We start from the raw sequence: 25,771 nt of genomic DNA on the forward strand, positions 1-25,771 counted from the left end.
ACTTGGTCGCAGGTCGTGAAATAGAGTTATGTGCATCCCTTGAAGCCCAAACATAACAAACAATTTAAGAGGGATTCCCAACGCTTGGCATTTTTTGGTTCTACTTTCAATTTAGTGTTTATGGCACAATGCTTTAGGCTGGGTGGTAGCGTTGCTCACCCCTTAATTGGGCGTTATACGTTCTAAGGAGGAACGGTGGTAGTAATATATGGAATCAAAGAGCTTTTGAACCCGATCAAAGCTCAACTATCTGATGTAATTCAAGCATCTATGACTGAGGTGTTAGGGCTTCCAGAAAGCAAACGTGCTCATAGAATTGTTCCCCTCAATAAGTCTGACTTTTACTACCCAGAGGGCAGAACAGACGCCTATACGGTCATTGAAATAAACATGATGGCAGGTCGTGAAGTCGAAACTAAGAAAGCCCTAATCAAAGCACTCTTTACCAACATTGAAGCTCAACTTGGTATCTCACCAGTCGATATTGAAATCACTATCAAAGAGCAACCACCTCATTGTTGGGGTTTCCGTGGCATGACAGGCGATGATGTCACTGACTTAACATATAAAGTGAACGTGTAACGGTGGTGAAATGGGAAAAGTAATTCTGTCGGGGTACATTGAAATACCAGAAAACGAGTTAGAGGTTGTGACTACAGCGCTTGATACGCATATTGAGTTAACTCGACAAGAGGCTGGTTGTCTAGTCTTTGAAGTAACTCAATGTAGCGACAACCTAAATCGGTTTAATGTGTACGAAGAGTTCACAGATAAACCTGCGTTTGAACTGCATCAGGCAAGGGTTAAGGCATCATACTGGGGACAGGTGACTACTAATGTAAAGCGTAGTTACAGTATCGAGGAACTGAACGTATAACAAACAATTTAAGAGGGATTCCCCACGCTTGGCATTTTTGGTTCGGGTCAAGTTCAGTGTTTACGGCGTCCAAATGTAGTAATGTGGTCGCGTGGCTCACCCCTTAATTGGGCGTTAGCCCTCAAGGAGAAAATAAAAAATTGTTTGAAAATCATTTAAAAAGAACAAAGTTCTTGCTGTTTTTGCAGGGTATATCTGTTGCAGTTACTCTGTTTCTACCATTTACCTTGCTTGCCCAAGTAAATCAATTGAGCTCTTCGAGTCTTTTTCTCACATTTGCAATTGTTTTAGTGATGCTAAGCTTGAACTTGTCTAGTTTTTACGGGTTGTTAAAAAAGAAGCTTTGGGTATTTAAGTTAATGATCGCTCTTTATTTAATTCAGATTATAGGCATAGAGACTCCTAACTTTTCCTTAGCCTTTTCTTTTGGAGTTGAAGTACCGATAAGTGTGAATGTTAATGAAGTAACAGTTTCTCTAAATTTACTGGCAATCTTGGTGGTTTGGTTGTCGTATACAAGTCTTAACCTTTTGAAAAAGGGCTAACAAATTGTTCAAGAGTGATTCGGCACGCGTGGCATTTTTACTATGTGTTGGTTTTAGTGGTTAAGGTGGTATGCGTAAGCTTCGGTATTGCGTGCCTCACACCTTAACAAGGCGTTAAGTTTTTAAGAGGTAGTATTCAGTAATGGAATTAGATTTCATGTTTTCATTGGAGATGCAACTTATATTCGGGGTTATGTTTCTTTTTTTAGCTATGGGTATTGCATCATTGGTTTCAGGAGAAAACCCATATGCTCTGACAGTATTTTTGGTTGGCTTAGTACTTATTGTTTTGTCTGCTGGTGCTGTCATGTACATAGAAAATATAAAATCGATAGCGGGGGGGTGGGTGGAATCTCAACGAATGTCTAAAGAAGTGTTTGACGACTTTGACCAGAAAAGTACTCTCTTTTTATTCATATTTCCTTTTGTTACAGCGGCTATAGGTACTAACCTTTTAACAGAAGTGATAACGAGAAATTTCAAGTTTGATCAAAGGTTAACTTTAGGCAAGGTACTGTTGGGTTTTGGGGACGGGATTAAGTTTATATTCGGGCTTGCTATTTTACCGATTACAATACCTCTGGTAATTGTTGTTGCAATACTATTTAGTGTCACCGCCACATCAAGGCGTTGGTATCCAAGGTTTGTTAGTATCGTCGGTAAAATCAGTCGTAGAACCGAATTAATTGTGCTGAAAGCGGATATCATCCTGCGCAGCATTTCTAAAGCCAAAACTTAACAAAGCATTTAAGACGGATTCTCAACGCTTGGCGCTTTCAGACTAGGTCAGCTTAAGTGCTAAATGTGGCAAGGTTTAGGCTTGGGTGGTCGCGTTGCTCACCACTTAATGCGGCGTTATATGTACAGGGAGTTTTAATGAAGGGTTTTCTCAAAGGGACTTTTGCTTATCTTGTTGTGATTTCGTTAGCTCTGCTAATTTCTCGCAATTATTTTGATTACCTATCTACAATAGACTTGGTTGACTACATTGCATATAGCGGGGTATTACTCGTTGTATTGGCAGGCATTACATTTGATGGTAACAATCCAGCTAATCAAGACTTTTTGTCGTTAATGGTTCATCGTGAACTTGTGTCCCGAACCAATGACTCTCAAGATGAAAACAATAAAGTAAGTTTTTCAGTTAATGTCGGATTGATAGGTATATTTTTTCTTATTGTTAGTGCTGTAATGGCTTGGCATATTAGCAAGTAAAACATATAACAAGGCGCTAAAGTCTGATTCGTAAACGCGTGCCGAACTCGCTTCGCTCAAACATGGCACACGTTCACTCACAGCTTAGCTTGGCGTTATATTGAATTTGACTTACTAACCCGGGTGAAGGAATCTCCCTACTTGTAAAATTATGGATAACTCTTTAAATTACTTATAGTTAAATTGAATTTGGATTAGGTATCAGGATGAGTGTTTTCGCTAGTTTTAAGCTCCTCAAAGAAGATATGGAGAGTTTGGGGTGGGTTATCGAAGCCTTTCCATTTAAGTATAAGAGCTATAGCTACATAGTTTTAGCGAAACTGTATCAAAGGCATGAACGAAAACCCAAGTTTGCTCTGATGAAAGCAGAGTTTATAAGACAAGATGATGCCAGTATAAATAAAACTTTCCCTGTTAACTCTGCTGGCTTTGACACTACTCCGAAAGAGCTAAGGGAGTTTTTTGGTATTGAGTATGGCAGTAACATTGGTGATATCTTGAAGCAGTTCAATGAATACTTTGCTCAATTCATACCAGAACAAGTTACTTTAAATAAACCTGATCTTTTAAAAGATTCGATGGTACGTTCGTTGTCCGAAAGTGATAGTGAAGATCCAAATAGATTGTACTGCTTTGATGCTAGAAGAAATGGTGGGGATGGTAAAAGAACACAATTCAATGATAATAAAACAAGATTGCTAAGACCCACTCTTTATTCGTTACTTAAAGATGAACAAACAGTAAGTTTTTTCTATTCAGCAGACTCGAACCAAGAAGAGAGCGATGAGCAAATACTTACGAAGTTTAGTCAAAGAAAGACCAAGGTCATTTAAGTGGCTGTAGCTACTTGTTTCAATATAACAAAGCATTTAAGAGTGATTCCCAACGCTTGGCAGTTTCGCTTCGCTCAAGTGTAGCCAAGCGTCGCTCACACCTTAATGCGGCGTTAGTTTTACAAAGGTAGATTATGGATCAATACGAAGAAAAAGCGTTTAAAGATATAGAACAGTGCGGATGTCATATTCTCCATATCATGGAAGAGGATGAGTACCCAGGATTCTCTTATTCAATTGGTATAGAGAAAACAAGCAGTCAACCAGAGATAATAATCACCGGTTTAAATCAAGAAGTAGCACATTGGATTGCAAACGAATACAACAATAGGGTTAAAGCTGGTGAGATATTTAAGCCAGGTGAATACTATTCAGACTTCCTTGAAGGATTTGATATAACCTTCAAAGAAGTAAGTCCAGAATACTACGCTGAATACTTTGGTTGGGCTAACTGGCTTTACAAAGGCAATAATTTCAAAGTCCTTCAGTTCATCTATCCGGATACTTCTGGTGTTTGGCCTTGGGATTCTGAAGCATCCGCAAATTTTAAATGGTTTTTACCTAAACTATATGCAAACTAACAAATTGTTCAAGAGTGATTCGTCACGCGTGGCATTTTTACTATGCGTTGATTTTAGTGGTTAAGGTGATATGCGGAGGCTCAGGTATTGCGTGTCTCACACCTTAACAAGGCGTTAGGCTTACCGATTAAATTTCATCACAATCACGAGGTTCATGTGTCAGGCGTAATTAGTACTATTTTGGAAGACGAGTCTCTATTTAACTCTGTAGTTGCTGGGTTGATTACATGGGTTATCACACTCATTATTACTTATTTCTATAGTCAGTTTATGTTCAACAGACGGTTTGAGAAGTCTTTGACTGAGAGCCTATTTCAGTTAACTAACTCTATTTCCAATACCTACTCTACAAGAGAGCATTACATTGTTGGTGAGGCGAAAGCTATCGTACAGCTATACGAAACACATAAAACTAACTATCACTCTATCCAAAAGATTGTCCGAAATAATCAATTAGAGGAGCTACAAGCCCTTCTAGAGGGAGAAAAACCAGACACGGACCTTATAATGAAAAAGGTAGAAACGATAAGAAAAACCTGGGGTGCTGAAGTTAGGTCTATTAAAAATGCGAAAAGGCACTTAGCTAAGGAGCTTGGGCTTTAACTTAGTAAGAACTAAGCCTAACAAATAATTCAACAGTGATTCGCAACGCTTGGCGCTCTCACTTCGGGTTAAGTGTAGTGTTTACGGCGCAGTGTTTAAGTTCAGTGTATGCGCTGCTCACACGTTAATTGGGCGTTATATTATTTTTCAAATTAAGGGATTAATGTGGGTGAGTTATTTAATACTCTGATGGTTTGCGCGGTGTTGGTTTCACTGTTTCCACTTATAAAATCTAGCAAGAATTTTTATGATGAATGGTGTGAAATGGAACATGAACATTGGCGCTCTAGAGGTGCTCCACCGTTTGTAGTATTCCATTTTGGTATGTTCTTATTTGTCCCGATGCTTTTTGGTAAAGATTTGGAGCTCCTGAACAATAATAGGTTGATAAAGTTGAGAAATGATCTCAGGTACAGCTTTGCGATTTTTTCGTTACTGTTACTCTCATCTCAGCTGAATCAATAAATTAGTTTACAGCTTTAATATAACAAGCAATTTAAGCAGACTGTCAACGCTTGGCAATTTTAGCTTGGTTTAGCTTCAGTGATTTCGGTGTTAAGTTTGAGTGTATTGGTAGCGTTGTCAGCTACTTAATTGGGCGTTATGAAAATTAGGATACATTAATGAAAGATTTACCATGGATGACGGTGTTGGGCACAATGCTAATAGTTTTTACGTCCGTCCAGTCAAGTGCGGCTGAATTTCAAGTTGATGAGACTAATTCCACTGTTTCTATGAACTACCATCCAGCATCAACAATTAAGTCATGTCTAGACTCATCTAATTGTACTAGCTTGTCGTTCAACTCTCGTGCAATAGATAACCTATTAGCCGGGCGTGAAGTTAAATCAGATATGGACGACAACAAAAACATCAGCGCGCAAGCGCTTAGGAGCGGACAGCTTTACTCAATTTCTGAAAAAGCTACAAGTTTCTTTAAAGCGAAACTCATTTCTCACAACCCTGTTGATAGAAAAATAACTATTTCTTACTCAATCTCCCTTACTGCATCCGAGAGCAAGCATTCATTTTGGGAGCAAAATAAAATCGCCTCGTTATCAGGAAATAACTATGCAAAGTTCATTGATATGAAGCTATCCGTCTTGGATATTCCAAATAAAGTCCTGTTAAACCAATTCGAAATATTTGAAATCGCAAAATGTAGCAAATCAGATAAATATTGTTTTAGCGAGCTAGCCTATTACCCTGACTATAATTTGTATCTTTTAACTAGCTCTATGAACCTTACGGAAGAACAACTCAAAGGTGCTCCAGCTGAACAAGTACTTGAAGGTATTTTGAAAACCTTTTTGCCGGTATTTAATCCGTTGGCTGCCAAGTTCTATAACGTTCCGGCAACGTATGAAAACGATAAGAACCTCAGCGACTACTCTCTGGATTCAATCATATTAGGTATAGATGTCGCTGTTGATGACAAACAATATGTTGGTTATGCAGGGGTTGAACAGAAAGAGCATTTGAGTCTCTTTTACAATGTAGAAGAAACCAATAATTCAGTGGTGCAACTAATGACTCGCCAATGTAATGAACTTCGCAGAGGAAATTATCCAAAAAACTTAGTTGAAGAACACTGCGACTATAGTGGTTCAAGGTGAATTTTCATAACAAACTGTTCAAGAGGGATTCGCAACGCGTGGCATTTTTACTATGCGTTGGTTTAAGTGATTAAGGTGGTATGCGGCGGCTTTTGTATTGCGTTGCTCACCCCTTAACAGGGCGTTATATGCCTTATCGAATTTGGAGAATATATGGATATATTGATTGAGCAAGAAATCGAACTTCATCAGTACGAAATACGTCAAAGCTTGCCAGATATCGAACGTCTGATTCATCCTCGCTTTTCTGAGGTTGGTAAATCAGGTACCAGTTATGACTTTGCTTCAATTATAGAAATGATGAGTTCAGAAGAACCTTCAGGGGTTCGGATTCATTCGCAAAACTATGAATGTGTCCAACTTGAACCATCGGTTCAGTTGTTGAAATATGAGTCAGTTTTAGTAGCACCGTCGGGCGAGACTAGCGATTATGCCAAACGTTGCTCTATTTGGGCTTTTAACGGCTCTTGTTGGCAACTGAAGTTTCATCAAGGGACTCCATGCCCAGTTTTTGAATTGGTCTAATATCAGGCTTGGGCAAACTGGCATATAACAAAGCGTTTAAGACATTCGCAACGCGTGGCATTTTTACTATGCGTTGAATGGCGGTATGCGGCGGCTTCAGTATTGCGTTGCTCACCCCTTAGCAGGGCGTTATACGATAGCGTGCATAGCATCCTATACTCTCATTGGTAACAGTCAGAATACGTTGGTGGTCATTATGAGCTATAGAGATACTTCGTTGTGGAATGATTTAAACGAACTCAGATGCTTAGAGGCTTTTAAAAAGTTGAAAAGTGAAGGGTTTCCGAGAGGTAAGCAAAGTGAGTATGCCCGTGAAATATCACTGAAGTCTGGATTAGAAGTCGGAAATATTAGTGCAAAAATTTGCAACTACAAATCAGTTGCTGGCATAAACAACGAGTCTCATGCTTCTGTTAATACGAGAGATTTTTACAATAAGTATAAATCTTACAGCATTAGTGAACTTCATGAGTTAGTGAAGTCACTTGAGTAAAATCGTATAACAAGCAATTTAAGATGCATTCACAACACTTGGCACTTTCGCTTCTACTTCAAATTTAGTGGTTATGGCACTATTCGTTAGGTTGGGTGGAGGCGTTGTTCGCCCCTTAATTGGGCGTTAGGTTGCCAATTCAGTTTTGATTGTGGATCTCGGCTAAAGCATCTGCGAAGTTTTGAGTCGAGAACATTAACTCAAAGTCATCATCTAAGCTTTTTATCATTACAGTTTCTACTTTTGAACTAGCAAATTCAGTGAATAATACTAGGTTGCTTTGCATATCTTTTGCAATATATGAAATGCCAATAGGAGTGTCAGGATCGCACGCTGATAACATTTTTACTTTTTGGTCGTTAACCAACCAATAAGTGTTCCGGACTAATAAATTAGATTTCTCTGACTTAGTGAACTCAGTTATCTGGCACTTGATATTCTTATGATTCCATACCTCTGTATACGCAAAACGTAAAACGCCCATTTCCATAATGGCAAGAAGATTAAGGGAGTGGTACTTCTTATTTATGTCCATTTCGACAGCACTAGCGTTGGCGATAATTGTTTGCCCGATAGGTTTCCAGTTATCATAGGTTAATTCGAGCTCAGCATATGCATAGTTGATCATTCCCCAAAAACATAAAATCGAAATACCTATTTTCATAGCCATAGCTCCTTAAAGTTTGCTTTAAAAAGTATAGTTGAGGTCGTGCATCCTGCTGGACAACATAACAAACGACTATGGCGTCAATGATTAGTTTTTGGCTGTATTTTCATTCCACATGGCGCCATCTCTCAGCATAGAGTTAAGGGTCACAACCATCTTTCGTACACACGCGATTATTGCGACTTTTTTAGGTTTCCCTGCAGCTAAAAGTCGAGCATAAGTCACTTTGAATACAGGGTTACATTGTATGGCTGACATCATTGCCATATATAACACAGTGCGTACTTGCGCTCGACCGCCTTGGATCACGCGCTTACCTTTGTAGCGTCTACTTTCGCGTGTGATTGGAGCGACACCAATCAGTGATGCCGCCTTTTTATTCGTGATGTAACCGAGTTCAGGTACGTTGCTAATTATTGATGCAGCGGCAATGTTTCCTATTCCTGGGACACTCTGCAATATTGTGTTTTTAGCCTGGTATTCAGGGCTATCTTTAATGAGTTTAACGAGCTTTTCTTCTAACTTGGTGATTTGATTTTTTATCGTGGTCAGCATCGGTTTGATAGTCGGATGGAGAGAAGCGGGAAGTATCTGGATTCGGTTCTTTTCCATGGTTTGAATGGATAACAACTGGTTTCGGCGAATGACTAAGTCACTCATTAGGCGTATGTTTTTTGGTTTTATGACAGTGAGAGCTGGCTTGATTGCTTCTCCATGGTGGGCGATCAATTCTGCATCTAAACGATCATTTTTCGCTCTGCGGCCAATAGCACCAGCGAATCGTTTTATATGGACAGGGTTTGTTCCGACAATAGGTAATTGAGCTTCTGCACATGCAAGAACAAAAGGCATTTCTAATCGGCCTGTTGCTTCAATAACGATTCGTTCAGGACTGTGACTCTTAATCGTTTTGAGTGCTTTTTTGATGCCTTTATCATTGTTCTCTACTGAGAAAAATAGGTCTAGTGGTCTGATGTGGATGTCTAATTGTGTTTTGCCGGTATCAACTCCAACGTTGATGCTTTGATTGATTTTGGTATTCATAATAAGCTAACTCATACTTGCGTAATGCGGGTTCGAGACCCAGTCGACTATTCGAGGTTTATGCTTGAAGTCCTATGTAGCGTTCATGTTTGTTATCGGTCTCTCGATAGAGGAGCCAGCGTTTAAACGAACTGCGACATAGAAAGCTTTAGTTGCAGCTAAAGCCTGGGTCTCACATTACCCGATTGGAGTGCTTATTATCCATACAAGCGTTTAAGACAGATTCGCAATGCTTGGCATTTTTGGTTTGCTTTGAATTTAGTGTTTACGGCACAATGGCTTAAGTAAGGTGGTCGGCGTCGCTCACTACTTAACGCGGCGTTATCGCTCAAGGAGAGATTAGTGTTAAATCATAGAGATTTCGTATGGCAATGTGACTATGGAGATAGACAGTCGACCTTAGAAGTTCTAAAAGAACTACTTGATCGCCAAAACCCATATCAACTAGGCATGTGCACTCTTTTTGTAAATAATAATGTGTATCAGTTAGAATTTTTTGTTGTTCTTGGATATGAAGAACCAGAAGACTTACAAATAGAATCAATGAAAGAAAAGTTATCTTCAATCGGGGCGCGTTTGAGAACTGATATTACTTTTAGTCAAATGATCGAACTATCTATGAGAAAGAGATTTAATTCAGTAGAAGTGCCTAGTTCCGAAGATGTGGATAATTTGGCTAATATTGTTTTTCAGTTCCATGACCGCAAGTTTGTTTCTAGTAGAATACCAATGGGTCCAATAGGTTCAGATTTGCCAGTTTTTTTAAGTCACTCTTCTAAAGATAAACCTTTTGTAGAAGAATTGATTCCTTATTTGAGCAGGCATGGGTTGGCAACTTGGTATGATAAAATTGATATTTCGTATGGTGAATCTATAGTCAAGGCTGTTATGAATGGCATTGACGACTCTGGAGCTGTTATTTTTTTCATTACTAAGAATTTTCTATCTTCTAAGTGGTGTGAAGAAGAAATGGAATCTTTTTTGTCTCGAGTTAGTGAGGGAGACAAAGTTCTACCCATCTCGGTTGTGTTCCCAGACGTTGAACATAGCGAGCTTCCCCGTTTCATTAGGAATAAAAAATATCTGCGTTTAGAGAATGACTTGACGCCATCGCTGGTTGCTAATGAGCTTATACCAGCCTTTAGGGCGTTCTTTGAGCTATAACAAAGCATTTAAGAGTGATTCCCAACACGTGGCATTTTTCATTCCATCGTTGGGTTTTGTGTTTACGGTGGTTTGGTTAAGTTTCGTGGTAGCGTTGCTCACACCTTAATGCGGCGTTAGGCTAATTAATCAAATTTGGTAGGTAAAATTGGATATCCAAGAGTATTTTAAGTATGTAGATAACCCCCATTTAATATATCAGGATGAGACAAGTCCGAAGACAGTGGAGGAACTGCGTGCTCGAATTGAAAAAGGTGAACGCTACTTTCAAGGGTTAACATTATCAAATCAAGACTTATCTAATTTTGATTTCTCGAATTTGAATTTATGTGGCGCAGATTTGCATGGGTCAAATTTAACTGGTTGCAATTTTTGCAATGCCACTTTACATAAAGCCGAGTTAAACCACTGTGATTTCACGGATGCAAATTTACCTGATGTTGATTTTAGTGAGTCAAATCTGAGTTGTGCAATATTCCATGATTCTCGCGTTACTCGCTGCAATTTTACTGAAGCTAAATTAGATCGCTGTAGATTTTCGGAGTCTGAACTCGAATCAAGTATCTTCAAGGACACATGGCTTTTAGATTCAAAATTTGTAAGCTGTGATTTAACAGGAGTTACTTTTGAAGCATGTTCATTTGACTATGGCGAGGTGTCAGACTGTAGCTTTTATGACACGAAGCTGTTGGACATAGATCTAGAACCATTTTGTAGCAATAATCAGAATGAGGTTAGTAGTTCTTATGTTGATTGGAAGTCTGTCGCACGTTCGCTATCCCAACCACAGTTAAGCGATTTCTTAATATCTACAGGGATGCCAGAGTTGGTTAGTCTCTATTTAATAGACTCGGTTAAAACATTAGATCCGGAGATGTTGTTTAAGCTTATGCAAAAAGTATTTATTAGTTATGGCGGTCCAGATGCAGACTTTGCAAGAATGCTAAAGTCTGACTTAAATCGAAATGGAGTACAAACTTGGTTTTTCGAAGATGATGCTGAGTTTGGTCAAAAATTACATCAGATGATGAGGCAAAACATAGGCAAGTACGACCGTGTGATTCTTATATGCTCAGAACAATCTCTATCGCGTAATGGTGTCTTAAATGAGATTGAGCAAGCTTTAGCCAAAGAAGCTAGAGAAGGTGGTTCAAGCCGTATATTACCTTTGGCAACGGACGGTTTTGTATTCTCAGAACAGTTCAAGTCTACGGAAGTTGGTCAGGAATTGAATGATCGCGTCATAGGTGATTTTTCGAATCCCGAAAACTATGAAAGGAACTTAGTACGTTTGCTATCAACTTTAAGGATTAAAAAGCCTGATTCTATCGGTGTGTATGAGAATATTATTCCAAATTAGCCTAACAAGCGTTTAAGACGGATTCTGTAGTTGACCCGATCTAGTGGACACCTTCAATAGTAATTGGAGGTGTTTATGCCAGCTTATAAATCAGGTAAAAAAACTCAACAATATCTTACGGAATTTAAGGTAACTGCTGTCCGACTTTCGCTTCGAGAAGGAGCTACAGTTAAAAGCGTGGCGCTATCATTAGATATCCACCCTTATATGCTTTCTAAATGGCGAAAGGACTATAGAGAAGGGGTTATTATGGAAGATAAACGTAAGAAAAGGACTCAGATCCCGAGCCAGAAAACTGAGTCTAGTCGGATTGCAGAGCTCGAACGTCAGAATGAACAACTTAAGCTCGAGAATGACTTGCTAAAAAAGTGGCAACGATTCGTTGCCCAAGAAAATCGACAAAATTCCGATTCATAGCCCATTACAAAACGCGTTATTCCATTGTATTGATGTGCCGTTTTCTATCTGTTTCTAAGTCGGGTTACTACGCATGGCTTGATAGAGAGCCAAGCCGCTACGATCAAGAAGAGCATGCTTTGAAGAAGCGTATAATTAAAGTGTTTACCCAGAGTCGAGAGACTTACGGCAGCCCACGAGTTCATGCAGAACTGAGGCGCCAAGGCGTTTTGGTTAGCCGCAAGCGTGTGGCTCGGATCATGAGAGAGCAAGGGCTAAGAGCACGAAGTTATCGCATTTACATGAAAATGGCCAAGCTACATCGGTTCTATCAATCGATTAAGAATATTAAAAAAGACACACCAAAACCAACGGCAGTTAATCAACAATGGTCTGGAGATCTAACGTATATAAAGCAAGGTAAACGTTGGATGTATCTAGCCGTCGTTATCGACCTTTACTCACGTAAAATCGTCGGTTGGTCGCTTGGTAGTAAGAAGAGTACACAGCTAACGATGAGTTCGTTGAGAATGGCCATTAGAAATCGAAAGCCACAAGAGCACTTATTGTTTCATACCGACAGAGGCTCTGAATATCGAGCCCATGAAGTTCAAGCTTTATCATCAAAAAATGGAATTGTCCCAAGTATGAATCGTCCAGGTCATTGCACCGATAATGCGGAGGTGGAGTCATTCTTCCATACGCTCAAAGGCGACATAATTAGGAAAAATAGTTTTAAAAGTGAGAAGCAGCTTAGAGATAAACTTGCCGGTTATATCCAGCATTTTTATAACCGTTATAGACTGCACTCAAGTCTCGGATATCGAACCCCACATGAGTATGAAGTCGTGACGGGTTAAAGAGAATAGGGTGTCCATTTTATCGGGTGAAGATCATTCACAACGCTCGGCATTTTGCATCTAATTCAAATTTAGTGTTTATGGCACAATGTTTTAGTTTGGGTGAAGGCGTTGTTCACCCCTTAATTGGGCTATGCTATTGACATAATAAGCAGTAATTCTGGTTGATTATTTGATCTTTCCCTCAACGCTCAGGATCTCGTTTGCATACTAGATATTATTGATAACTAATGAACTAGTTTGTATTGAACTACGTTAAGGGAACAATCTTGAACTTATACAATATATTATGGGTATTAGGTCTAGTTTTTAGTTATGCATTGTTTGAACTTGTTTGGGTGAAACATCCCCAAATGACTCAACGACTAAAGCTAATGACTCGTGTTCTTTTTGGTGTTGTGACACTGATTTATCTTAAGCAATGGATTGAACGGTTTCCTTGACCACGCATATAACAAAGCGTTTTAGGCAGATTTTCAACGCTTGGTATTTACAATTCAAGTCAGTTTTTGTGTTCACGGGGCAATGGTTTAGGCTAGGTGGTATCGTTGCTCACTACTTAACGCGGCGTTATATGAATAAGGAGGATATATGTATATGTCTCAAGCAAGAAAGGAATTTGAGTTAGCCCTTTCAGATTCAGAAGAGTTAATAGCCTGTTATGATTCGATGAATCACTGTGATAGTGGTATGCGTCCACCAGAGGTGCTAAAACGAGCAACTTTGATCATGACTTTGACTGCTTGGGAGACGTATGTTGAAGATATAGCTTCCGAATTAATTAATGCTAAATATGGAATGGTTATGGGTTCTCAGGTTGGCAGCATAATAACAGGGCGATTGCATGATCATCTTAAAGTTTTCAATAATCCAGACTCTAAGAAAACTAAGGATCTATTCCAAGAGTTTTTCGGTATAGACGTTACTGAAAGTTGGGTTTGGGGTAACTTTCACACAGCAAAAGATTCAAGAACTGCGTTAAACTCTTGGCTTAGAAAGCGTGGTGAAGCGGTCCATAGAGCACAAATTGATAAACAGTCTTCTCATATAGTGAAGCGTGAGGAGCTAGACAAGTGCATACGTTTTTTTCGAGAGTTAGTTGAAGTAACCGATAGGAAACTATTGGCGATATAATTCATGTAACAAACGACTATGGCGCCATGTTCTACCCTAAGAAGTAACACTTTATGGAGGTCGATATGAATATCAAAGAGTCTGATTGGAAAATCTTTTGCGAAATAAAGAGCGAAGCTGCGCAACGGTTTTGTACTCGTCAACTAGATGAAACCATAAAAGCGATTACTGATGAATCAGAACCTGTAGGGGAAAGGTTCAATTTTATGTGCCAGCACTCCAAAGAATCTCAAAAGCAAATGAAGCTTATTTTTGATGGCCATTCTCGAAACCGTGCATTTATCCAGCTCATGCAAATGTGCGAGGAAGGTTTAGTTGCACCAGAACAATTCGAATGCCTTTCAGAGGAACTCAAAAAAGACATTACGAGTATTCTAGAAAGAAGAGCCTAAGGAAAGTTAGCTAATCAGGCCGCTTCTTTTTCATAGCTGCAACCATCTCAATATTACTCCTTTTTATTCGCGAATTCGGATATCCGCTACAATTCTGCTTCGGCAACCTCACTTTTACGAGTTTTATTATACGAGTTGTATTGAAAATCTTAGAGTTACTCGTTTTTTTCTCCTTCAAAACGCCGTTGATTTTTAAGCATTAGCACTAGAATCTGGATTGAGATTTTTTCCAAAAAAGTGTCAACGTTACTTTGTCAATAAAATCTCTCGTTAGCCCTTTAAATCCGTGCACTCTAGGTGAACTGAAAGTGTCACCTAGAGTGCATGAGGGTGGGGGTTGCGGGAGTTTATGCTTGTGATGCGACCAGAGCCCCAACATCACAAATTCTTGGACCCAAATTCTTCAATATTTTTGGTTTGTATAGACGTTCTATTAATTATTCGGATTCCGAATCCGTGATTTTTGGTCAGGGAAGTCGAGTGTTATGTTTTGAAAAGTGACTGTGCGGATCAGTGAATGCCTATAGGCCTTTAAAGTTTTAATACTGGATTAGTAGGTTTATTGGCTAATGGTTAGTTTAAGCGTGTTATGTCATTAAATGAGAGTTGTAGTGATTAAGCTGGAAGGTGGTGTTAAGAATGAACGAAAGGCTAGAAGTGTTTTCTAGATCGCCTTTTAGTGTTGTTTGATTAGCCTGGAGTGTATTACGTGGTGGTAAAGCCCAATCCAATATACATGAATATAAGTAGACGGCTCTCAGCGCTAGCGAGTTATGCCAAAGGAGTAGTTCTTATTCTAGATTACTCTATTCGTTTAGAAATGCGTACAAGGCCATACAAGTAACATTCTAGATGCTAGTCGGTTTTGTCTTTTTGTTTGAGTCGTGTGTTGAACCTAGCGAAAAAGCGGTCTAGTCTTACTGTTAGAAAAACTACTGTATAAGTCCACCTTTCGTCCACCCTTAATCCACCCAAGCAAGAACGGGATAAAGTGGGGAAGAGGAAAGTTGATTATTTTCAGTGTATTGCGCGAGATTTACGACGTTTTTGAGGGCTCAAAAACGGTGAAACCCCGATGTTGGTAGCATCGGGGTTTCGAATTTCTAGATTTCTCGACTGGTAAGATCGATTATCTTTTCTATGCAGAAGGCTGGATTAATCCAATCTTATTCCTTGGTAGGGAATTAGATACGGATGAAGTCCATGTGCTCAACTTTTGGCTTGAACGCGTGACGTTGAACGTCTTGTGGCTTAACCTTAACTTCTGCGCCGTCAATCAGTAGAGTGATTGCTTCGTAGAATTCAGGCTTATCCATTTGGTTGATCACTTCAGCGTGAACAAGTTCGATAGCTACAGCTTCAGCTTCGCCACCGTAGATTACAGCTGGGAATTTACCAGCGTGACGTAGGCGGCGGCTCGCACCTTTACCTAGTTCAGTACGTACTACTGCTTCAAATTTCATAGTTTTACTCTCAAATTAGTAAAAATTAACTTCACACCTCAATGCGACCTTGAGTGTGTGGTAATGCTTAGACACAAACGAGTTCATGCTTAAGCGAGCGCGGATACTAACATCACATTCCAATATGAGCAAGTAAGAAGCCCATCTCAAAGTGAATTTCCTTAGATAATGGGTTCATTTGGAGATAAAACGTTCGCTAACGCTTGTTTCGCGTATTTTAACCCCTTTTACAGCACCACTCTCATCTATTTATATCACTGCTAAATCATCAAGTTAATGAACGGAAAATGAATGTTTGCCTAAGACTTGGTTAAGGCTTGGTTCGTTAATCTTAGTGTTAATTAAACAGCAGAATGAATAGGTGAAAATATGGAACCGGTAAGCATTGTCGTAATTACGCTAAACGAAGAGAAACGCATTAGCCGCTTAATGGAAGAGCTGAGCGTGCAAACCCACCAAGAGTTTGAAGTAATTGTTGTCGACTCGAACAGTGAAGATAACACAAGAGAAGTGGCACAAGCTTATGAAAACGCGTTGCCAAAATTAACTGTTCATCATATGGAAAATCGTGGTGTGAGCCTTGGCCGAAACACAGGTGCGTCATTGGCGCAATACAACAGGATCCTTTTCTTAGATGCTGATGTGAGCTTGCCTCGAAATTTCCTTGCGAAAGCGCTTTACGAGCTAGAAGAGAAGAAGCTTGAAGTGGCCGGAGTGTACATGAGTTCGAAAGGTCTGCCGCTTGTGCACAAGTTTGGTTACGGGCTATTTAACGCAGGCTTGTTTACTACCCAGTTCTTTTTCCCAACGGCGATTGGCGCGTGTATTTTCTCGACGAAACGAGCGCATGATGAGATCGGCGGTTTCGATGAAGAGATCGTACTGTGTGAAGACTGTGACTACGTAAAACGTGCGAGCAAAACATGGCGATTTAGATTCCTGAATATGACTTTTGGCTTTGACCCACGTCGTTTAGACCAAGATGGCGTTGTGAAGACAGGCTCTACTTATCTTAAAGCCAATGTAAGACGCTTTTTTAAAGGCGAAATGCGTAACAACGAGATGAACTACAAGTTTGGTCACTACAAAGAACAGTAAGCATTGAGGTTGTTATGTTTGATGGACTAGGGCTTTTTCTGGGAGCATTGGGTGATGCTCTCATTGGCCCAAACCTATTTGTACCCGGAGAGCCCTTTTTTATCGCAGCGGGCTTTCAGCTGTATTCAGGTGCATGGATGGCGTTGGTTTTGGTGATGCTAGGTGGTTTGCTTGGTGACCAACTCAGTTATTTCATTGGTTATAAATACGGTGCTAAGGCGCAACGAAGGCTCATTAAGTTTCGTCCTAAAACCAAAAGATTAATTGCGCGCTGCCGCTATCTGGTTGCTCGCAAAGGCACGTACATCATTCTTTTGGCTCGTTTATTAGGGCCTATTGCTTGGGTTGTGCCATTTATAGCTGGCTCGCATCGTGTACCGTGGCGCAACTTCAGTGTATTAGCCGTTATCGGCTTGGCCCTTGGTGGCGGACAGTTTGTTGCTTGGGGTATGTTACTGGCACACGGCGTTGAAAACTTTCCGTGGCTTAATAGCCTTAAGATATTTATCTCTGAGCATCATAGTTTGATCCTCGGGGTATTAGCGGTATTGGTTTTCACCATTATTGGTTATCGAATGAAGTGGCGACGTTTGGTACTTAAGTCGAGTGCGCTGTTATTGGCATGGGTATTGTTTGCAAACTACGCTCACTTTTTTTGGAAAGCGGATGACTTTCAGAATCAACCAGAGACGGCTCAAATAAACAAAGTCGACTGGAATTCGGTTACCTATAAAGCATTCCCAGGCAAATCGTCATTCTATTCAGCGCAAGCGATCAACGTCATTTATGTTGGCGCAACCCCAAGAGACTTAATGAAGCAATTAGGCTGGATAGAGAATCAAACATTCTCTCGAAATGAGATTGAATGGGCTGGTTATCTCGCATTGCTTAGAGACAAAACGCCACCTGTGTCTGATTTATATTGGCGAGATAAGCCACAAGATATGGCGTTTCAATTGCCGGGTAACCTGATGAAGCGCAGCCATATTCGCTGGTGGCGTGCAGGTGTTGATATTAAAACTAACCAGCCTCAGTGGTTAGGCGCAATTAGCTATGACGATGGCCTTAAAGTCACGCCTTACTCAGGCATTGTGACCGTACTTCATAACATTGACCCTAATGTTGATGAAGAGCGAGATAGGCTCGCTAATCAGATACGAATGTCACTACCTGACATCGAGCTAGACAAGTACCCATTGGCAACGGTGGAAGTGATTAATGAAGATCATGACTATTATACAGATGGTAGGATTTTAATGATTGGATCAACGACCCTGAGTGATGAATCGCAAGCTTTGGATGTTGCTGTGAACGATATATAGGGTCGTATATAAGGTCGATTGAACTAAGCCCTAGCATTGCGCTAGGGCTTATTGCGTTTAACTTTTACTGAACGTGGTTAGCCTTTGCTTAGTTTAAACACCAGAGAAGCTTTTAAGCCGCCCATTGAGCTTTTGCTGAGCGTTAGGCTGCCTCGGTAGCTGTGTGCCATTTCATTCACGATGTTAAGCCCCAAGCCTGTTCCTGGTGTGGTTTCATCAAGTCGAACACCACGTTTGGTCACTTGCTGAAGCTTCTCTTCAGGAATGCCTTGGCCATCATCTTCAATCACCAATTCAATGTTGCCATCGTCGAGTTCATTTGCATGGACACGAATTATATTGTTCGCCCACTTGTAACTGTTCTCTAGTAAGTTGCCGACCATTTCATCAAGGTCGGTTTTTTCGACCGCCACTTCAATCTCTGAGTCTAGCTCGTTAATCATAGTAATTTCGTTGGCAGCGTACACCTTATCAAACGCCATTGAGATAGCTTCAACACGCTCACAAGGTGAAGACTTCACCGAAAGAATGTTCATTGCACCCGCCATGCGCGCACGGCCAAGATGATAGTCTATTTGGCTTTGAATCTGATGAATAGGCTGTTGTAGCAGTGCCTTGTCATCCTCAGGAAGTCGTTCTATCTCATTTTTCAGAACCGACAGCGGCGTTTTTAATGCGTGAGATAGGTTTCCAGCGTGGTTACGAGCTCGTTCCAGTAATTCTTGGTAATGAAAAAGAAGAGCATTGAGGTCTGATACTAATGGCGAAACTTCTTTCGGGTAGTTATCGCTTAGCCCTTGCTGCTCGCCGTTTCTTAGCATCACCAGTTCGCGCTGCATTTTACTGAGCGGTAGCAGCGACCAACTGACTTGTATGCCGATCAACATAAGCACGCCAACAAACAACAGCATTAGGATTAACCAGACTTGGCCAGTAAGCTCGGTCAGTGTGGATTCTAGCGGATCTTCATCAATACCAATAGTAATCGTGACAGGGTCGCTCAGTTCAGGCAGGTAGATATCCTGCTCGATGTAAATCAGCTTTTCTTTCTCAGGCCCTTTGACTGATGTGTGAATCGGCGAACGCTTAATGGTGAGGTCTTTATCCCATAGCGAGCGAGATCGAATGATCTGTTCTTGGGTAGCGGCACGCCAATAAATACCACTGTAGGGCTGGTTGAACCTAGGATCAGACAGACGCTCTGCCATGATCAAATTGCCATTGTCATTGGTTTCGATATTGGCGGTTAATTCATCCATGGTTAAGCCAAGCTGCTGCTTCATATCATCGACGAGGTAGTCGTTAACAAGTTTCGGAATCCCTACACCTGCCGCTAATATCATCGCACCTAGCCAAAAAGCCGCAGCGAGGAGCAAGCGGCTTTTTAGACTGATGTTTTTAAGTGTTCGTTTCTTTAGATTCATGCATTTCTAGCCTGCCTTTGCTCATCGTGACTTATCAGTATTGCGACGATCAGAACAGGCTGTCCATTTAATTGGCTATTACACTGAGTTTTGTTGACGGTTGCTTATAGTGTAATTAGATAGGGCGCTATTCAGCATTCAGTTGGTAGCCAAGGCCACGAACAGTTTTAATGATCTTTGGTGCGATTTTTTTGCGAATACGACCAATGAACACCTCAACTGTGTTTGAGTCACGGTCGAAGTCTTGTTTATAGATGTGTTCAACCAGTTCTGTACGCGAGATAACCTTGTTTTGGTTATGCATGAAGTACGCGACAACTTTATATTCTAGTGCGGTTAGGCTAACCGCTTGGCCTTGCCATAATACTTTAGAACTGCGTGTGTCTAGGCTTAGGTCTCCGATTTGAAGTATAGGGGCAGCACTGCCTGACGCTCGGCGCAGTTGAGCACGAATACGGGCAATCAGCTCGACCATCTCAAATGGCTTAGTTAGATAGTCATCAGCACCTGCGTTTAAGCCCTCAACACGTTGGGTTAGTGTGTCACGAGCACTTAAGATAATCACAGGTGTGTTGATGTTTTCGTCTCGAATGCCTTTTAATACGGTTAGGCCGTCAAGCTTAGGTAAACCTAAATCGAGGACAATCGCGTCCCACTCTTCTGACGTTGCGCGGTAGAGTGCGTCGATACCATCTTGAGAAAGCTCCGGAACCCAGTCGGCTCCCTCAAGTGTTTCAATAATTTGTTGGCCCAAACGAGGTTCGTCTTCAACGACTAAAATTTTCATAATTGTTCTTCTTAATTCTTGTAATGACTGTTCGTCGTGCTTAACTATTCGTCGTACTTAATTAGTCGCCGTGTTTAATTGCGTCTTTAAAGTTGCGGCCTTTGATCATAAGCATTTCTAACGTCTCAGCGTTGTATTCGACTTTGATGATGTTGTTTTGGTAATTGATTTTTAGTTCATACACCCAAATGTCGTCATCTTCTTCTAGTTCTACTTTTATGATTCTGCCATGAAGATCGTTTTCAACCGCGGCATACATTTCTGAGAAAGGGCGAATGTAGCCTTCTCGTACGGCTTCGTAGACTTCGTCTTGATCTTCTTCAAATTCGATGCTGGTTCCTGCTTTATGAACGTCCTGCACTAATTCATGACCATTATGATGTGAGTCAGCCCATGCGCCAGTAGAAACAAATAAGCCTAAGCTTATAGAAAACAAAGAAATCATAGCTTTACTAAACATAGCGAATCCTAGAGAAGGTTGATAGCGTTCAGTATAAAAAAGTAATTCTGAACAGAAAGTGAACCTGATTAATAATGAGAATTTGATACCGAAAAACTTAACGCTTAAATGGCGTAGGCTTTAATACATAACACTAACTGCCGAGTGTTAAGAACGTAATACTTACCTTTATTCTTAACTTTAACGCTGCTGTAATTCGTCTTCGAATATCTTGTCTCTCATTTTCCAAAAGCGTCCGACTTTACGTGCAATCACGAACTGAGGTGGGCGGAACCTATGTTGGTGAGCAACCACTTTCGATGGTGATGCTTCTTCAAAAGGGCGATGTCTGTCTGCTAGGTGAGGGCGAACAAACTGGTCTTTGAAGTTCTGCTTCTGTTTCTTGGTGGTTAATGACCAAAACTCATGCACTTGCGCTTGGTTTTCACCGCGATAGGTGACTTTAAGTTGTGATTTACCTTTGTCGTCCTTAAGTACGTTCAAGTCCATTTCTAAACACTCAAACACCAACGCATCTTTTAGGTTTAACGCTTCCTTAAGCTTTTTGTCTGGGTCAACTAAAGTTGCATCACACTCATGACAAATGCGTGCGGCAATGTCGTTGTCAGCGCCGCATTCACCACAGTATTTCGCTCGGAAACGATAGTTACAGTGTTCGCGTTCGCCCGTGTCTTCATCGGTAAAGTAGCCTTGGCATTTACGACCAAAGTGCTCAAGCAAGAAGCCATTGCTGTCTAGTTTGCCCCAAAAGTTATTATTGAAGCCGCACGCCGGGCAAGGGATGGTGATGATTTCACTGTCTGAATCGGGTTTTGGATCGCCGACCTCAGGTTGGTAAAGGTCGTAACTATTACCCGCATAGTCGAGCACCAGACACTCTTTCTTACCTGGGGATAGGCGTAAGCCACGGCCGACGATTTGTTGATACAAACTGATGGATTCGGTAGGGCGTAAAATTGCGATTAAATCGACATGTGGCGCATCAAAGCCTGTGGTTAATACCGATACATTGACCAAGAATTTGATTTTACGCTCTTTGAAATCATTGATGATTTGGTCACGTTCGAGTGTTGGCGTATCGCCAATCACAATCGATGCTTCACCTTCTGGTAATAAGCCGAGAATCTCTTGCGCGTGTCGAACTGTGGCGGCAAATACCATGATGCCTAGCTTGTCTTGGGCCAGTTCAATTATCTGGTCGACAATCTGCGGGGTCGCGCGTTTCGACTGCTCGATCACCATATCAAGCTCTGCTTCTTTGTAGCGACCAGTGCTTGCTGGCTTTAACTGTGAAAAGTCGTAGCTCAATACGGGCGCATCTATCATGCGCGCTGGAGTTAAGAAACCTTCGTCGAGTAGGTAACGAATCGGCAGTTCGAAAATACAATCTCTGAAAAACCTGGGTTCTTCAGATCGTACTTGGCCTCGGGTGTGATACTGGTAAAGCCAACCCATACCAAGACGATAAGGGGTCGCGGTTAGGCCAAGCACCTTGATACCCGAATTATTCTCGCGCAAGTGAGTGATGACTTTTTGATAGCTACTGGTCTTTTCATCGGGAACACGGTGACATTCATCGATCACCAACAGTGAAAATTGGTTAGAGAATGAATCGAGATTTCGAACCACAGATTGAACGGATGCGAAGACCACTTGTTGGTCTGTCTCTTTACGGCCTAAACCCGCAGAGAAAATCGAGCCTTTTAACCCATAGCCTTCATACTTTTCATGGTTCTGTTCAACCAACTCTTTTACGTGAGCAAGTACCAACACTCGACCTTTCGCAAGCCTTGCCAACTCTGCAATTACAAGGCTTTTTCCTGCACCAGTCGGAAGCACGAGCACAGCCGGAGTTTGGTGTTTTCTGAAGTAATGAATCACTGATTTTACAGAATCAGCTTGGTACGGGCGGAGTGTATACATATCGCGTCTTGTAAGAAGGAAAACAAATAGTGTGAAATAGCTCAACTAATTGAGCAAAGGTGACTATAATACCCGACTTAGATTAGTTGAGGTATTCATGCGTTTAGATAAATTTCTGTGCGATGCATTAGGCGTCACTCGAAGAGAAGCAACACACTTATTAAAATCCAAGGCAGTGACAGTTAATGATGTCATTCAAAAAAGCGGTTCACTCAAAGTAACTGAAGAGTGTGTCGTGGAATGGCAAGGCAATGAATTGAATGTTCATGGCCCACGTTACATCATGCTTTATAAGCCAGAAGGCTTTGTTTGCTCGCATGAAGATGGCGCAAATCGTATCGCGTTTGAACTACTCGATGAAATCAAAATGGACAAGCTGCACTTTGCTGGCCGTTTAGATATCGATACAACAGGTCTTGTGTTGATTACCGACGATGGTAAGTGGTCTCACCGTATCACTTCGCCAAAGCACAAGTGCGAGAAGACGTACCGTGTGTGGTTGGTTGAACCTGTTGAAGACGATTACGTTGAGAAATTCAAAGAGGGCATCCAGCTTAAGAGCGAAGATGGCCTAACACTTCCTGCACACCTAGAAGTTCGTGCAGAGCGTGAAGTGCTGCTAACGATTCACGAAGGCAAATACCACCAAGTTAAACGTATGTTTGCAGCACTTGGGAACAAAGTAGAAGCACTGCACCGTGAACGTATTGGCGAAATTGAGATGGACGAATCTTTAGAGTTAGGTGAATACCGTTACCTAACACAAGAAGAAGTCGACTCGATCTGGAAGTAACCCTTTCTATCGAAGATGTAGCCGACCAAGGATAGCGTCGGCTGATTATTTTGACTGGTACTAGGACAGTTTCAGCCATTATTGCTGTACGCATGTTTGTGTATCACTGTGCGTATTCGTGTATCACTGTGTGGATGCTCGTGCTCACATAGAACCTAGTACTTAGTCGGAGAGTTATGCAAACATCTACCCAACAGACACCAAGCTCACAACCACAAACTCCTCAGTTAGGTTGGATGCTATTTTTGGTTCTGGGTGCGATTGGTGCACTGACACCACTCGCCATTGATATGTACCTGCCCGCTATGCCAACGATCGCCAAAGATCTTGGCGTGACAGCGGGTGAAGTGCAGATCACACTTACAGCGTATACCGCAGGTTTTGCACTCGGTCAGTTGTTACATGGTCCGTTAGCCGACAGTTATGGTCGCAAGCCTGTCCTATTGATTGGTGTATTCTTCTTTGCGATCGCGTCTGTTGTGAGTGCCACTACTCATGGTATTGAAGCACTAACACTAGTTCGTACCGCTCAAGGCTTCGCAGGTGCAGCGGCAGCGGTAATAATTCAAGCCGTTGTACGTGACATGTTTGACCGTGAAGATTTCGCAAGAACCATGTCGTTCGTTACCTTAGTAATGACGGTTGCACCGCTTATCGCGCCTATGATTGGTGGTTATTTAGCGTTGTGGTTCGGTTGGCGTTCAATTTTTTGGGTATTGGCGATTTTTGCAGTGATTGTGATTCTCGCGGTGATAGTCAAAATTCCTGAGACACTGCCTGTCGACAATCGTCAACCATTGCGCTTTAAAACCACGATTCGTAATTACGCTCGTTTATGTAGAAACCCGACCGCTATGGGGCTGATTTTCTCTGGTGCGTTCTCGTTCTCTGGGATGTTCGCATTCTTAACCGCAGGCTCTTTTGTCTACATTGATGTCTATGGCGTACGTCCTGACCTGTTTGGTTACCTATTTGGTCTGAACATTGTTGCGATGATTCTGATGACGACAATCAATGGTCGAATCGTTAAGAAGGTCGGTTCTCATACAATGTTGAGGGCAGCGCTGGTCATCCAATTACTGGCTGGCGTAGGTTTACTTGTCGGTTGGGCATTGGATCTCGGGCTTTGGGGAATTGTGCCGTTTGTGATGCTATTTATTGGGACCATTTCTACTATTGGCAGTAATTCTATGGGGCTGCTGTTGAGTGGTTATCCGAACATGGCAGGAACGGCTTCATCGCTTGCAGGAACATTAAGATTTGGTACTGGTTCTGTCGTTGGTGCGATCGTTGCGATGCTACCAAGTGACAGTGCAGGGTCTATGGCTATGGTAATGGCTGCGTGTGCAGTACTGTCAGCATTACTATATTGGACATTAGGAAAGAAGGCATAATGTCAAAATACTATATTGAAATTCAGAAGTTAGTGAACGATGCGTTAGGCGAGCTATATGCTCTACATAAGTCTGGCAAAGCCATTGACGCACCTATCGCGAACAATCTTTACCTTGTTCGCTGGGTAACAAAAGCGATTAAATCTCAAGCGTATGATCGCGTGATTGTGCCTGACTTAGTTCGTTGGCAGAAGCAGGGTCGCTCAAAAGGCAACAACTCTGATTTAACTTTTACCTTTAAACGTATTTCTGCGTTCTACGGACGTTTTTTCCCTGAAGGCGAAGAGCCTAAAGCGCTAAAAGACAGTGATGTTGAAGCGTTCATGGACAAAATGTACGAGATGGGTTGGAGCGTATCGAGTGAAGACGAGCTAACGACTGGCGGCAAGATTCAGTTCTTCACCGATGGTGAGCACTCTTTTGCCTTGTGTGGCAAACAGTGTGACGACTCTTTCGATGGTGAGTTAATGGTTAAGCCAATGAACTGGTTTGTTCGTGGCAACCACGCTGAGTTTATTCAAGCAGCGATGGAAGCAGGCTTCATGCTTCACAAAGTGACGGACTATAAGTCTGCAGTGAAGTATCACGGTGAATACATCGTTTACCCTGCTAACCAAGGCAACCAACTGGCTGAGATCCCGATTAGCGTTATTGGCTAGTAGCGGATTCGGGATACGAGATGAGAGATACGAAGAGCGGAATTATCCGCTCTTTTTTTTGCCTCTCATAGCGCGTGTCGCAAATTTTCTGTTAAGTCTTTTCGCATCTTGACACTCGAATCTCGTATCTGCTTTTAGTCTTT

The 25,771-nt window shown here is 41.5% G+C and carries 28 protein-coding genes; 21 read left to right on the top strand and 7 right to left on the bottom strand.

The window, feature by feature from the left end:
- Positions 1-195: 195 nt before the first annotated feature.
- From BCV39_RS16330 to BCV39_RS16400, 11 genes are all read left to right on the top strand, one after another.
- On the top strand, positions 196-582 hold the full coding sequence (locus BCV39_RS16330; RefSeq protein WP_102431440.1) for a tautomerase family protein: 387 nt from the start codon (positions 196-198) through the stop codon (positions 580-582).
- 10 nt (positions 583-592) lie between these two features.
- A complete protein-coding gene (locus BCV39_RS16335) occupies positions 593-877 on the top strand; it encodes an antibiotic biosynthesis monooxygenase (RefSeq protein WP_102431439.1) in 285 nt (94 codons plus the stop codon).
- A gap of 140 nt (positions 878-1,017) precedes the next feature.
- Positions 1,018-1,422: a hypothetical protein gene (locus tag BCV39_RS16340; RefSeq protein WP_102431438.1), complete on the top strand. Its 405-nt coding sequence runs from the start codon at positions 1,018-1,020 to the stop codon at positions 1,420-1,422.
- A 142-nt stretch (positions 1,423-1,564) separates the two neighbouring features.
- A complete protein-coding gene (locus BCV39_RS16350; protein WP_133146464.1) occupies positions 1,565-2,161 on the top strand; it encodes a hypothetical protein in 597 nt (198 codons plus the stop codon).
- 137 nt (positions 2,162-2,298) lie between these two features.
- Complete coding sequence (locus BCV39_RS16355; protein WP_102431435.1) at positions 2,299-2,637, top strand: hypothetical protein; 339 nt, start codon at positions 2,299-2,301, stop codon at positions 2,635-2,637.
- Positions 2,638-2,843: 206 nt separating this feature from the next.
- On the top strand, positions 2,844-3,470 hold the full coding sequence (locus BCV39_RS16360) for a DUF6037 family protein (protein ID WP_102431434.1): 627 nt from the start codon (positions 2,844-2,846) through the stop codon (positions 3,468-3,470).
- A gap of 134 nt (positions 3,471-3,604) precedes the next feature.
- Positions 3,605-4,051, top strand: coding sequence for a DUF4262 domain-containing protein (locus BCV39_RS16365; RefSeq protein WP_102431433.1), 447 nt, complete (start codon positions 3,605-3,607; stop codon positions 4,049-4,051).
- A 156-nt stretch (positions 4,052-4,207) separates the two neighbouring features.
- Positions 4,208-4,654, top strand: coding sequence for a hypothetical protein (locus BCV39_RS16375; RefSeq protein ID WP_102431431.1), 447 nt, complete (start codon positions 4,208-4,210; stop codon positions 4,652-4,654).
- Between the two features lie 623 nt (positions 4,655-5,277).
- Complete coding sequence (locus BCV39_RS16390) at positions 5,278-6,270, top strand: hypothetical protein (RefSeq protein ID WP_102431428.1); 993 nt, start codon at positions 5,278-5,280, stop codon at positions 6,268-6,270.
- 153 nt (positions 6,271-6,423) lie between these two features.
- Positions 6,424-6,795, top strand: a complete 372-nt coding sequence (locus BCV39_RS16395; protein ID WP_102431427.1) for a DUF4440 domain-containing protein — start codon at positions 6,424-6,426, stop codon at positions 6,793-6,795.
- A gap of 196 nt (positions 6,796-6,991) precedes the next feature.
- Positions 6,992-7,288: a hypothetical protein gene (locus BCV39_RS16400; protein ID WP_102431426.1), complete on the top strand. Its 297-nt coding sequence runs from the start codon at positions 6,992-6,994 to the stop codon at positions 7,286-7,288.
- A gap of 139 nt (positions 7,289-7,427) precedes the next feature.
- Here the strand turns inward: BCV39_RS16400 and BCV39_RS16405 are convergent, their stop codons facing one another.
- Both BCV39_RS16405 and BCV39_RS23195 read right to left on the bottom strand, forming a co-directional pair.
- Complete coding sequence (locus BCV39_RS16405; RefSeq protein WP_102431425.1) at positions 7,428-7,952, bottom strand: hypothetical protein; 525 nt, start codon at positions 7,950-7,952, stop codon at positions 7,428-7,430.
- Positions 7,953-8,042: 90 nt separating this feature from the next.
- Positions 8,043-8,999: an IS110 family transposase gene (locus BCV39_RS23195; RefSeq protein WP_198591293.1), complete on the bottom strand. Its 957-nt coding sequence runs from the start codon at positions 8,997-8,999 to the stop codon at positions 8,043-8,045.
- Between the two features lie 342 nt (positions 9,000-9,341).
- Between BCV39_RS23195 and BCV39_RS16415 the strand changes: the two genes are divergently transcribed.
- The 5 genes from BCV39_RS16415 (at position 9,342) to BCV39_RS16440 (ending at position 14,305) form a co-directional block, all read left to right on the top strand.
- Positions 9,342-10,163: a toll/interleukin-1 receptor domain-containing protein gene (locus BCV39_RS16415; protein ID WP_102431423.1), complete on the top strand. Its 822-nt coding sequence runs from the start codon at positions 9,342-9,344 to the stop codon at positions 10,161-10,163.
- A gap of 148 nt (positions 10,164-10,311) precedes the next feature.
- Entirely contained in the window at positions 10,312-11,523 is a 1,212-nt protein-coding gene (locus BCV39_RS16420) for a toll/interleukin-1 receptor domain-containing protein (RefSeq protein WP_102431422.1), read from the top strand.
- A gap of 75 nt (positions 11,524-11,598) precedes the next feature.
- Positions 11,599-12,779, top strand: a protein-coding gene (locus tag BCV39_RS16425; protein ID WP_102431421.1) for an IS3-like element ISVisp1 family transposase whose coding sequence is annotated in 2 segments (ribosomal slippage) — positions 11,599-11,884 and positions 11,884-12,779 — 1,182 coding nt in all. Because the reading frame shifts where the segments join, the coding sequence is not laid out codon by codon here.
- 591 nt (positions 12,780-13,370) lie between these two features.
- The gene (locus BCV39_RS16435; RefSeq protein ID WP_016788809.1) at positions 13,371-13,913 is read left to right on the top strand and encodes a HEPN domain-containing protein; all 543 of its coding nucleotides are present in this window, start codon (positions 13,371-13,373) and stop codon (positions 13,911-13,913) included.
- A 65-nt stretch (positions 13,914-13,978) separates the two neighbouring features.
- Positions 13,979-14,305 carry a hypothetical protein gene (locus BCV39_RS16440; protein WP_102431419.1) on the top strand — a complete coding sequence of 109 codons (327 nt, stop codon included), beginning with the start codon at positions 13,979-13,981 and terminating at the stop codon, positions 14,303-14,305.
- Positions 14,306-15,489: 1,184 nt separating this feature from the next.
- Here BCV39_RS16440 and rplY read toward each other — a convergent pair.
- Positions 15,490-15,768: a 50S ribosomal protein L25 gene (gene rplY, locus BCV39_RS16445; RefSeq protein WP_048658383.1), complete on the bottom strand. Its 279-nt coding sequence runs from the start codon at positions 15,766-15,768 to the stop codon at positions 15,490-15,492.
- A 369-nt stretch (positions 15,769-16,137) separates the two neighbouring features.
- On the opposite strand from rplY, the gene BCV39_RS16450 reads away from it, so the two are divergent.
- Positions 16,138-16,866 carry a glycosyltransferase gene (locus BCV39_RS16450; RefSeq protein ID WP_017079049.1) on the top strand — a complete coding sequence of 243 codons (729 nt, stop codon included), beginning with the start codon at positions 16,138-16,140 and terminating at the stop codon, positions 16,864-16,866.
- 14 nt (positions 16,867-16,880) lie between these two features.
- Positions 16,881-18,188, top strand: coding sequence for an LssY C-terminal domain-containing protein (locus BCV39_RS16455; protein WP_102431418.1), 1,308 nt, complete (start codon positions 16,881-16,883; stop codon positions 18,186-18,188).
- Between the two features lie 77 nt (positions 18,189-18,265).
- Here the strand turns inward: BCV39_RS16455 and BCV39_RS16460 are convergent, their stop codons facing one another.
- From BCV39_RS16460 to BCV39_RS16475, 4 genes are all read right to left on the bottom strand, one after another.
- A complete protein-coding gene (locus BCV39_RS16460) occupies positions 18,266-19,612 on the bottom strand; it encodes an ATP-binding protein (RefSeq protein ID WP_055318564.1) in 1,347 nt (448 codons plus the stop codon).
- A 127-nt stretch (positions 19,613-19,739) separates the two neighbouring features.
- A complete protein-coding gene (locus BCV39_RS16465) occupies positions 19,740-20,399 on the bottom strand; it encodes a response regulator transcription factor (protein ID WP_017060377.1) in 660 nt (219 codons plus the stop codon).
- 61 nt (positions 20,400-20,460) lie between these two features.
- Entirely contained in the window at positions 20,461-20,859 is a 399-nt protein-coding gene (locus tag BCV39_RS16470) for a membrane protein (RefSeq protein WP_048658387.1), read from the bottom strand.
- A 180-nt stretch (positions 20,860-21,039) separates the two neighbouring features.
- A complete protein-coding gene (locus tag BCV39_RS16475; protein WP_048658388.1) occupies positions 21,040-22,782 on the bottom strand; it encodes a DEAD/DEAH box helicase in 1,743 nt (580 codons plus the stop codon).
- A gap of 97 nt (positions 22,783-22,879) precedes the next feature.
- Here BCV39_RS16475 and rsuA point away from each other — a divergent pair, with 97 nt between their 5' ends.
- The 3 genes from rsuA (at position 22,880) to BCV39_RS16490 (ending at position 25,628) form a co-directional block, all read left to right on the top strand.
- A complete protein-coding gene (gene rsuA / locus BCV39_RS16480; protein WP_017060380.1) occupies positions 22,880-23,575 on the top strand; it encodes a 16S rRNA pseudouridine(516) synthase RsuA in 696 nt (231 codons plus the stop codon).
- 176 nt (positions 23,576-23,751) lie between these two features.
- Complete coding sequence (locus tag BCV39_RS16485; RefSeq protein WP_048664779.1) at positions 23,752-24,969, top strand: Bcr/CflA family multidrug efflux MFS transporter; 1,218 nt, start codon at positions 23,752-23,754, stop codon at positions 24,967-24,969.
- Entirely contained in the window at positions 24,969-25,628 is a 660-nt protein-coding gene (locus tag BCV39_RS16490) for a DUF2913 family protein (RefSeq protein ID WP_010441495.1), read from the top strand. Before BCV39_RS16485 ends, BCV39_RS16490 begins: the two co-directional genes overlap by 1 nt.
- The last annotated feature ends 143 nt before the right edge of the window (positions 25,629-25,771 follow it).

Source organism: Vibrio sp. 10N.286.55.E10, assembly GCF_002872555.1.
Classification (GTDB): Bacteria; Pseudomonadota; Gammaproteobacteria; order Enterobacterales; family Vibrionaceae; genus Vibrio; species Vibrio crassostreae.

Excerpts from the sequence above, each read along its gene's own strand:
- BCV39_RS16335 (WP_102431439.1), top strand. The coding sequence starts at position 593 with ATGGGAAAAGTAATTCTGTCGGGGTACATTGAAATACCAGAAAACGAG.
- BCV39_RS16350 (WP_133146464.1), top strand. The coding sequence starts at position 1,565 with ATGGAATTAGATTTCATGTTTTCATTGGAGATGCAACTTATATTCGGG.
- BCV39_RS16355 (WP_102431435.1), top strand. The coding sequence starts at position 2,299 with ATGAAGGGTTTTCTCAAAGGGACTTTTGCTTATCTTGTTGTGATTTCG.
- BCV39_RS16360 (WP_102431434.1), top strand. The coding sequence starts at position 2,844 with ATGAGTGTTTTCGCTAGTTTTAAGCTCCTCAAAGAAGATATGGAGAGT.
- BCV39_RS16365 (WP_102431433.1), top strand. The coding sequence starts at position 3,605 with ATGGATCAATACGAAGAAAAAGCGTTTAAAGATATAGAACAGTGCGGA.
- BCV39_RS16390 (WP_102431428.1), top strand. The coding sequence starts at position 5,278 with ATGAAAGATTTACCATGGATGACGGTGTTGGGCACAATGCTAATAGTT.
- BCV39_RS16395 (WP_102431427.1), top strand. The coding sequence starts at position 6,424 with ATGGATATATTGATTGAGCAAGAAATCGAACTTCATCAGTACGAAATA.
- BCV39_RS16400 (WP_102431426.1), top strand. The coding sequence starts at position 6,992 with ATGAGCTATAGAGATACTTCGTTGTGGAATGATTTAAACGAACTCAGA.
- BCV39_RS16405 (WP_102431425.1), bottom strand. The coding sequence starts at position 7,952 with ATGAAAATAGGTATTTCGATTTTATGTTTTTGGGGAATGATCAACTAT.
- BCV39_RS23195 (WP_198591293.1), bottom strand. The coding sequence starts at position 8,999 with ATGAATACCAAAATCAATCAAAGCATCAACGTTGGAGTTGATACCGGC.
- BCV39_RS16435 (WP_016788809.1), top strand. The coding sequence starts at position 13,371 with ATGTATATGTCTCAAGCAAGAAAGGAATTTGAGTTAGCCCTTTCAGAT.
- BCV39_RS16440 (WP_102431419.1), top strand. The coding sequence starts at position 13,979 with ATGAATATCAAAGAGTCTGATTGGAAAATCTTTTGCGAAATAAAGAGC.
- rplY (WP_048658383.1), bottom strand. The coding sequence starts at position 15,768 with ATGAAATTTGAAGCAGTAGTACGTACTGAACTAGGTAAAGGTGCGAGC.
- BCV39_RS16450 (WP_017079049.1), top strand. The coding sequence starts at position 16,138 with ATGGAACCGGTAAGCATTGTCGTAATTACGCTAAACGAAGAGAAACGC.
- BCV39_RS16455 (WP_102431418.1), top strand. The coding sequence starts at position 16,881 with ATGTTTGATGGACTAGGGCTTTTTCTGGGAGCATTGGGTGATGCTCTC.
- BCV39_RS16460 (WP_055318564.1), bottom strand. The coding sequence starts at position 19,612 with ATGAATCTAAAGAAACGAACACTTAAAAACATCAGTCTAAAAAGCCGC.
- BCV39_RS16465 (WP_017060377.1), bottom strand. The coding sequence starts at position 20,399 with ATGAAAATTTTAGTCGTTGAAGACGAACCTCGTTTGGGCCAACAAATT.
- BCV39_RS16470 (WP_048658387.1), bottom strand. The coding sequence starts at position 20,859 with ATGTTTAGTAAAGCTATGATTTCTTTGTTTTCTATAAGCTTAGGCTTA.
- BCV39_RS16475 (WP_048658388.1), bottom strand. The coding sequence starts at position 22,782 with ATGTATACACTCCGCCCGTACCAAGCTGATTCTGTAAAATCAGTGATT.
- rsuA (WP_017060380.1), top strand. The coding sequence starts at position 22,880 with ATGCGTTTAGATAAATTTCTGTGCGATGCATTAGGCGTCACTCGAAGA.
- BCV39_RS16485 (WP_048664779.1), top strand. The coding sequence starts at position 23,752 with ATGCAAACATCTACCCAACAGACACCAAGCTCACAACCACAAACTCCT.
- BCV39_RS16490 (WP_010441495.1), top strand. The coding sequence starts at position 24,969 with ATGTCAAAATACTATATTGAAATTCAGAAGTTAGTGAACGATGCGTTA.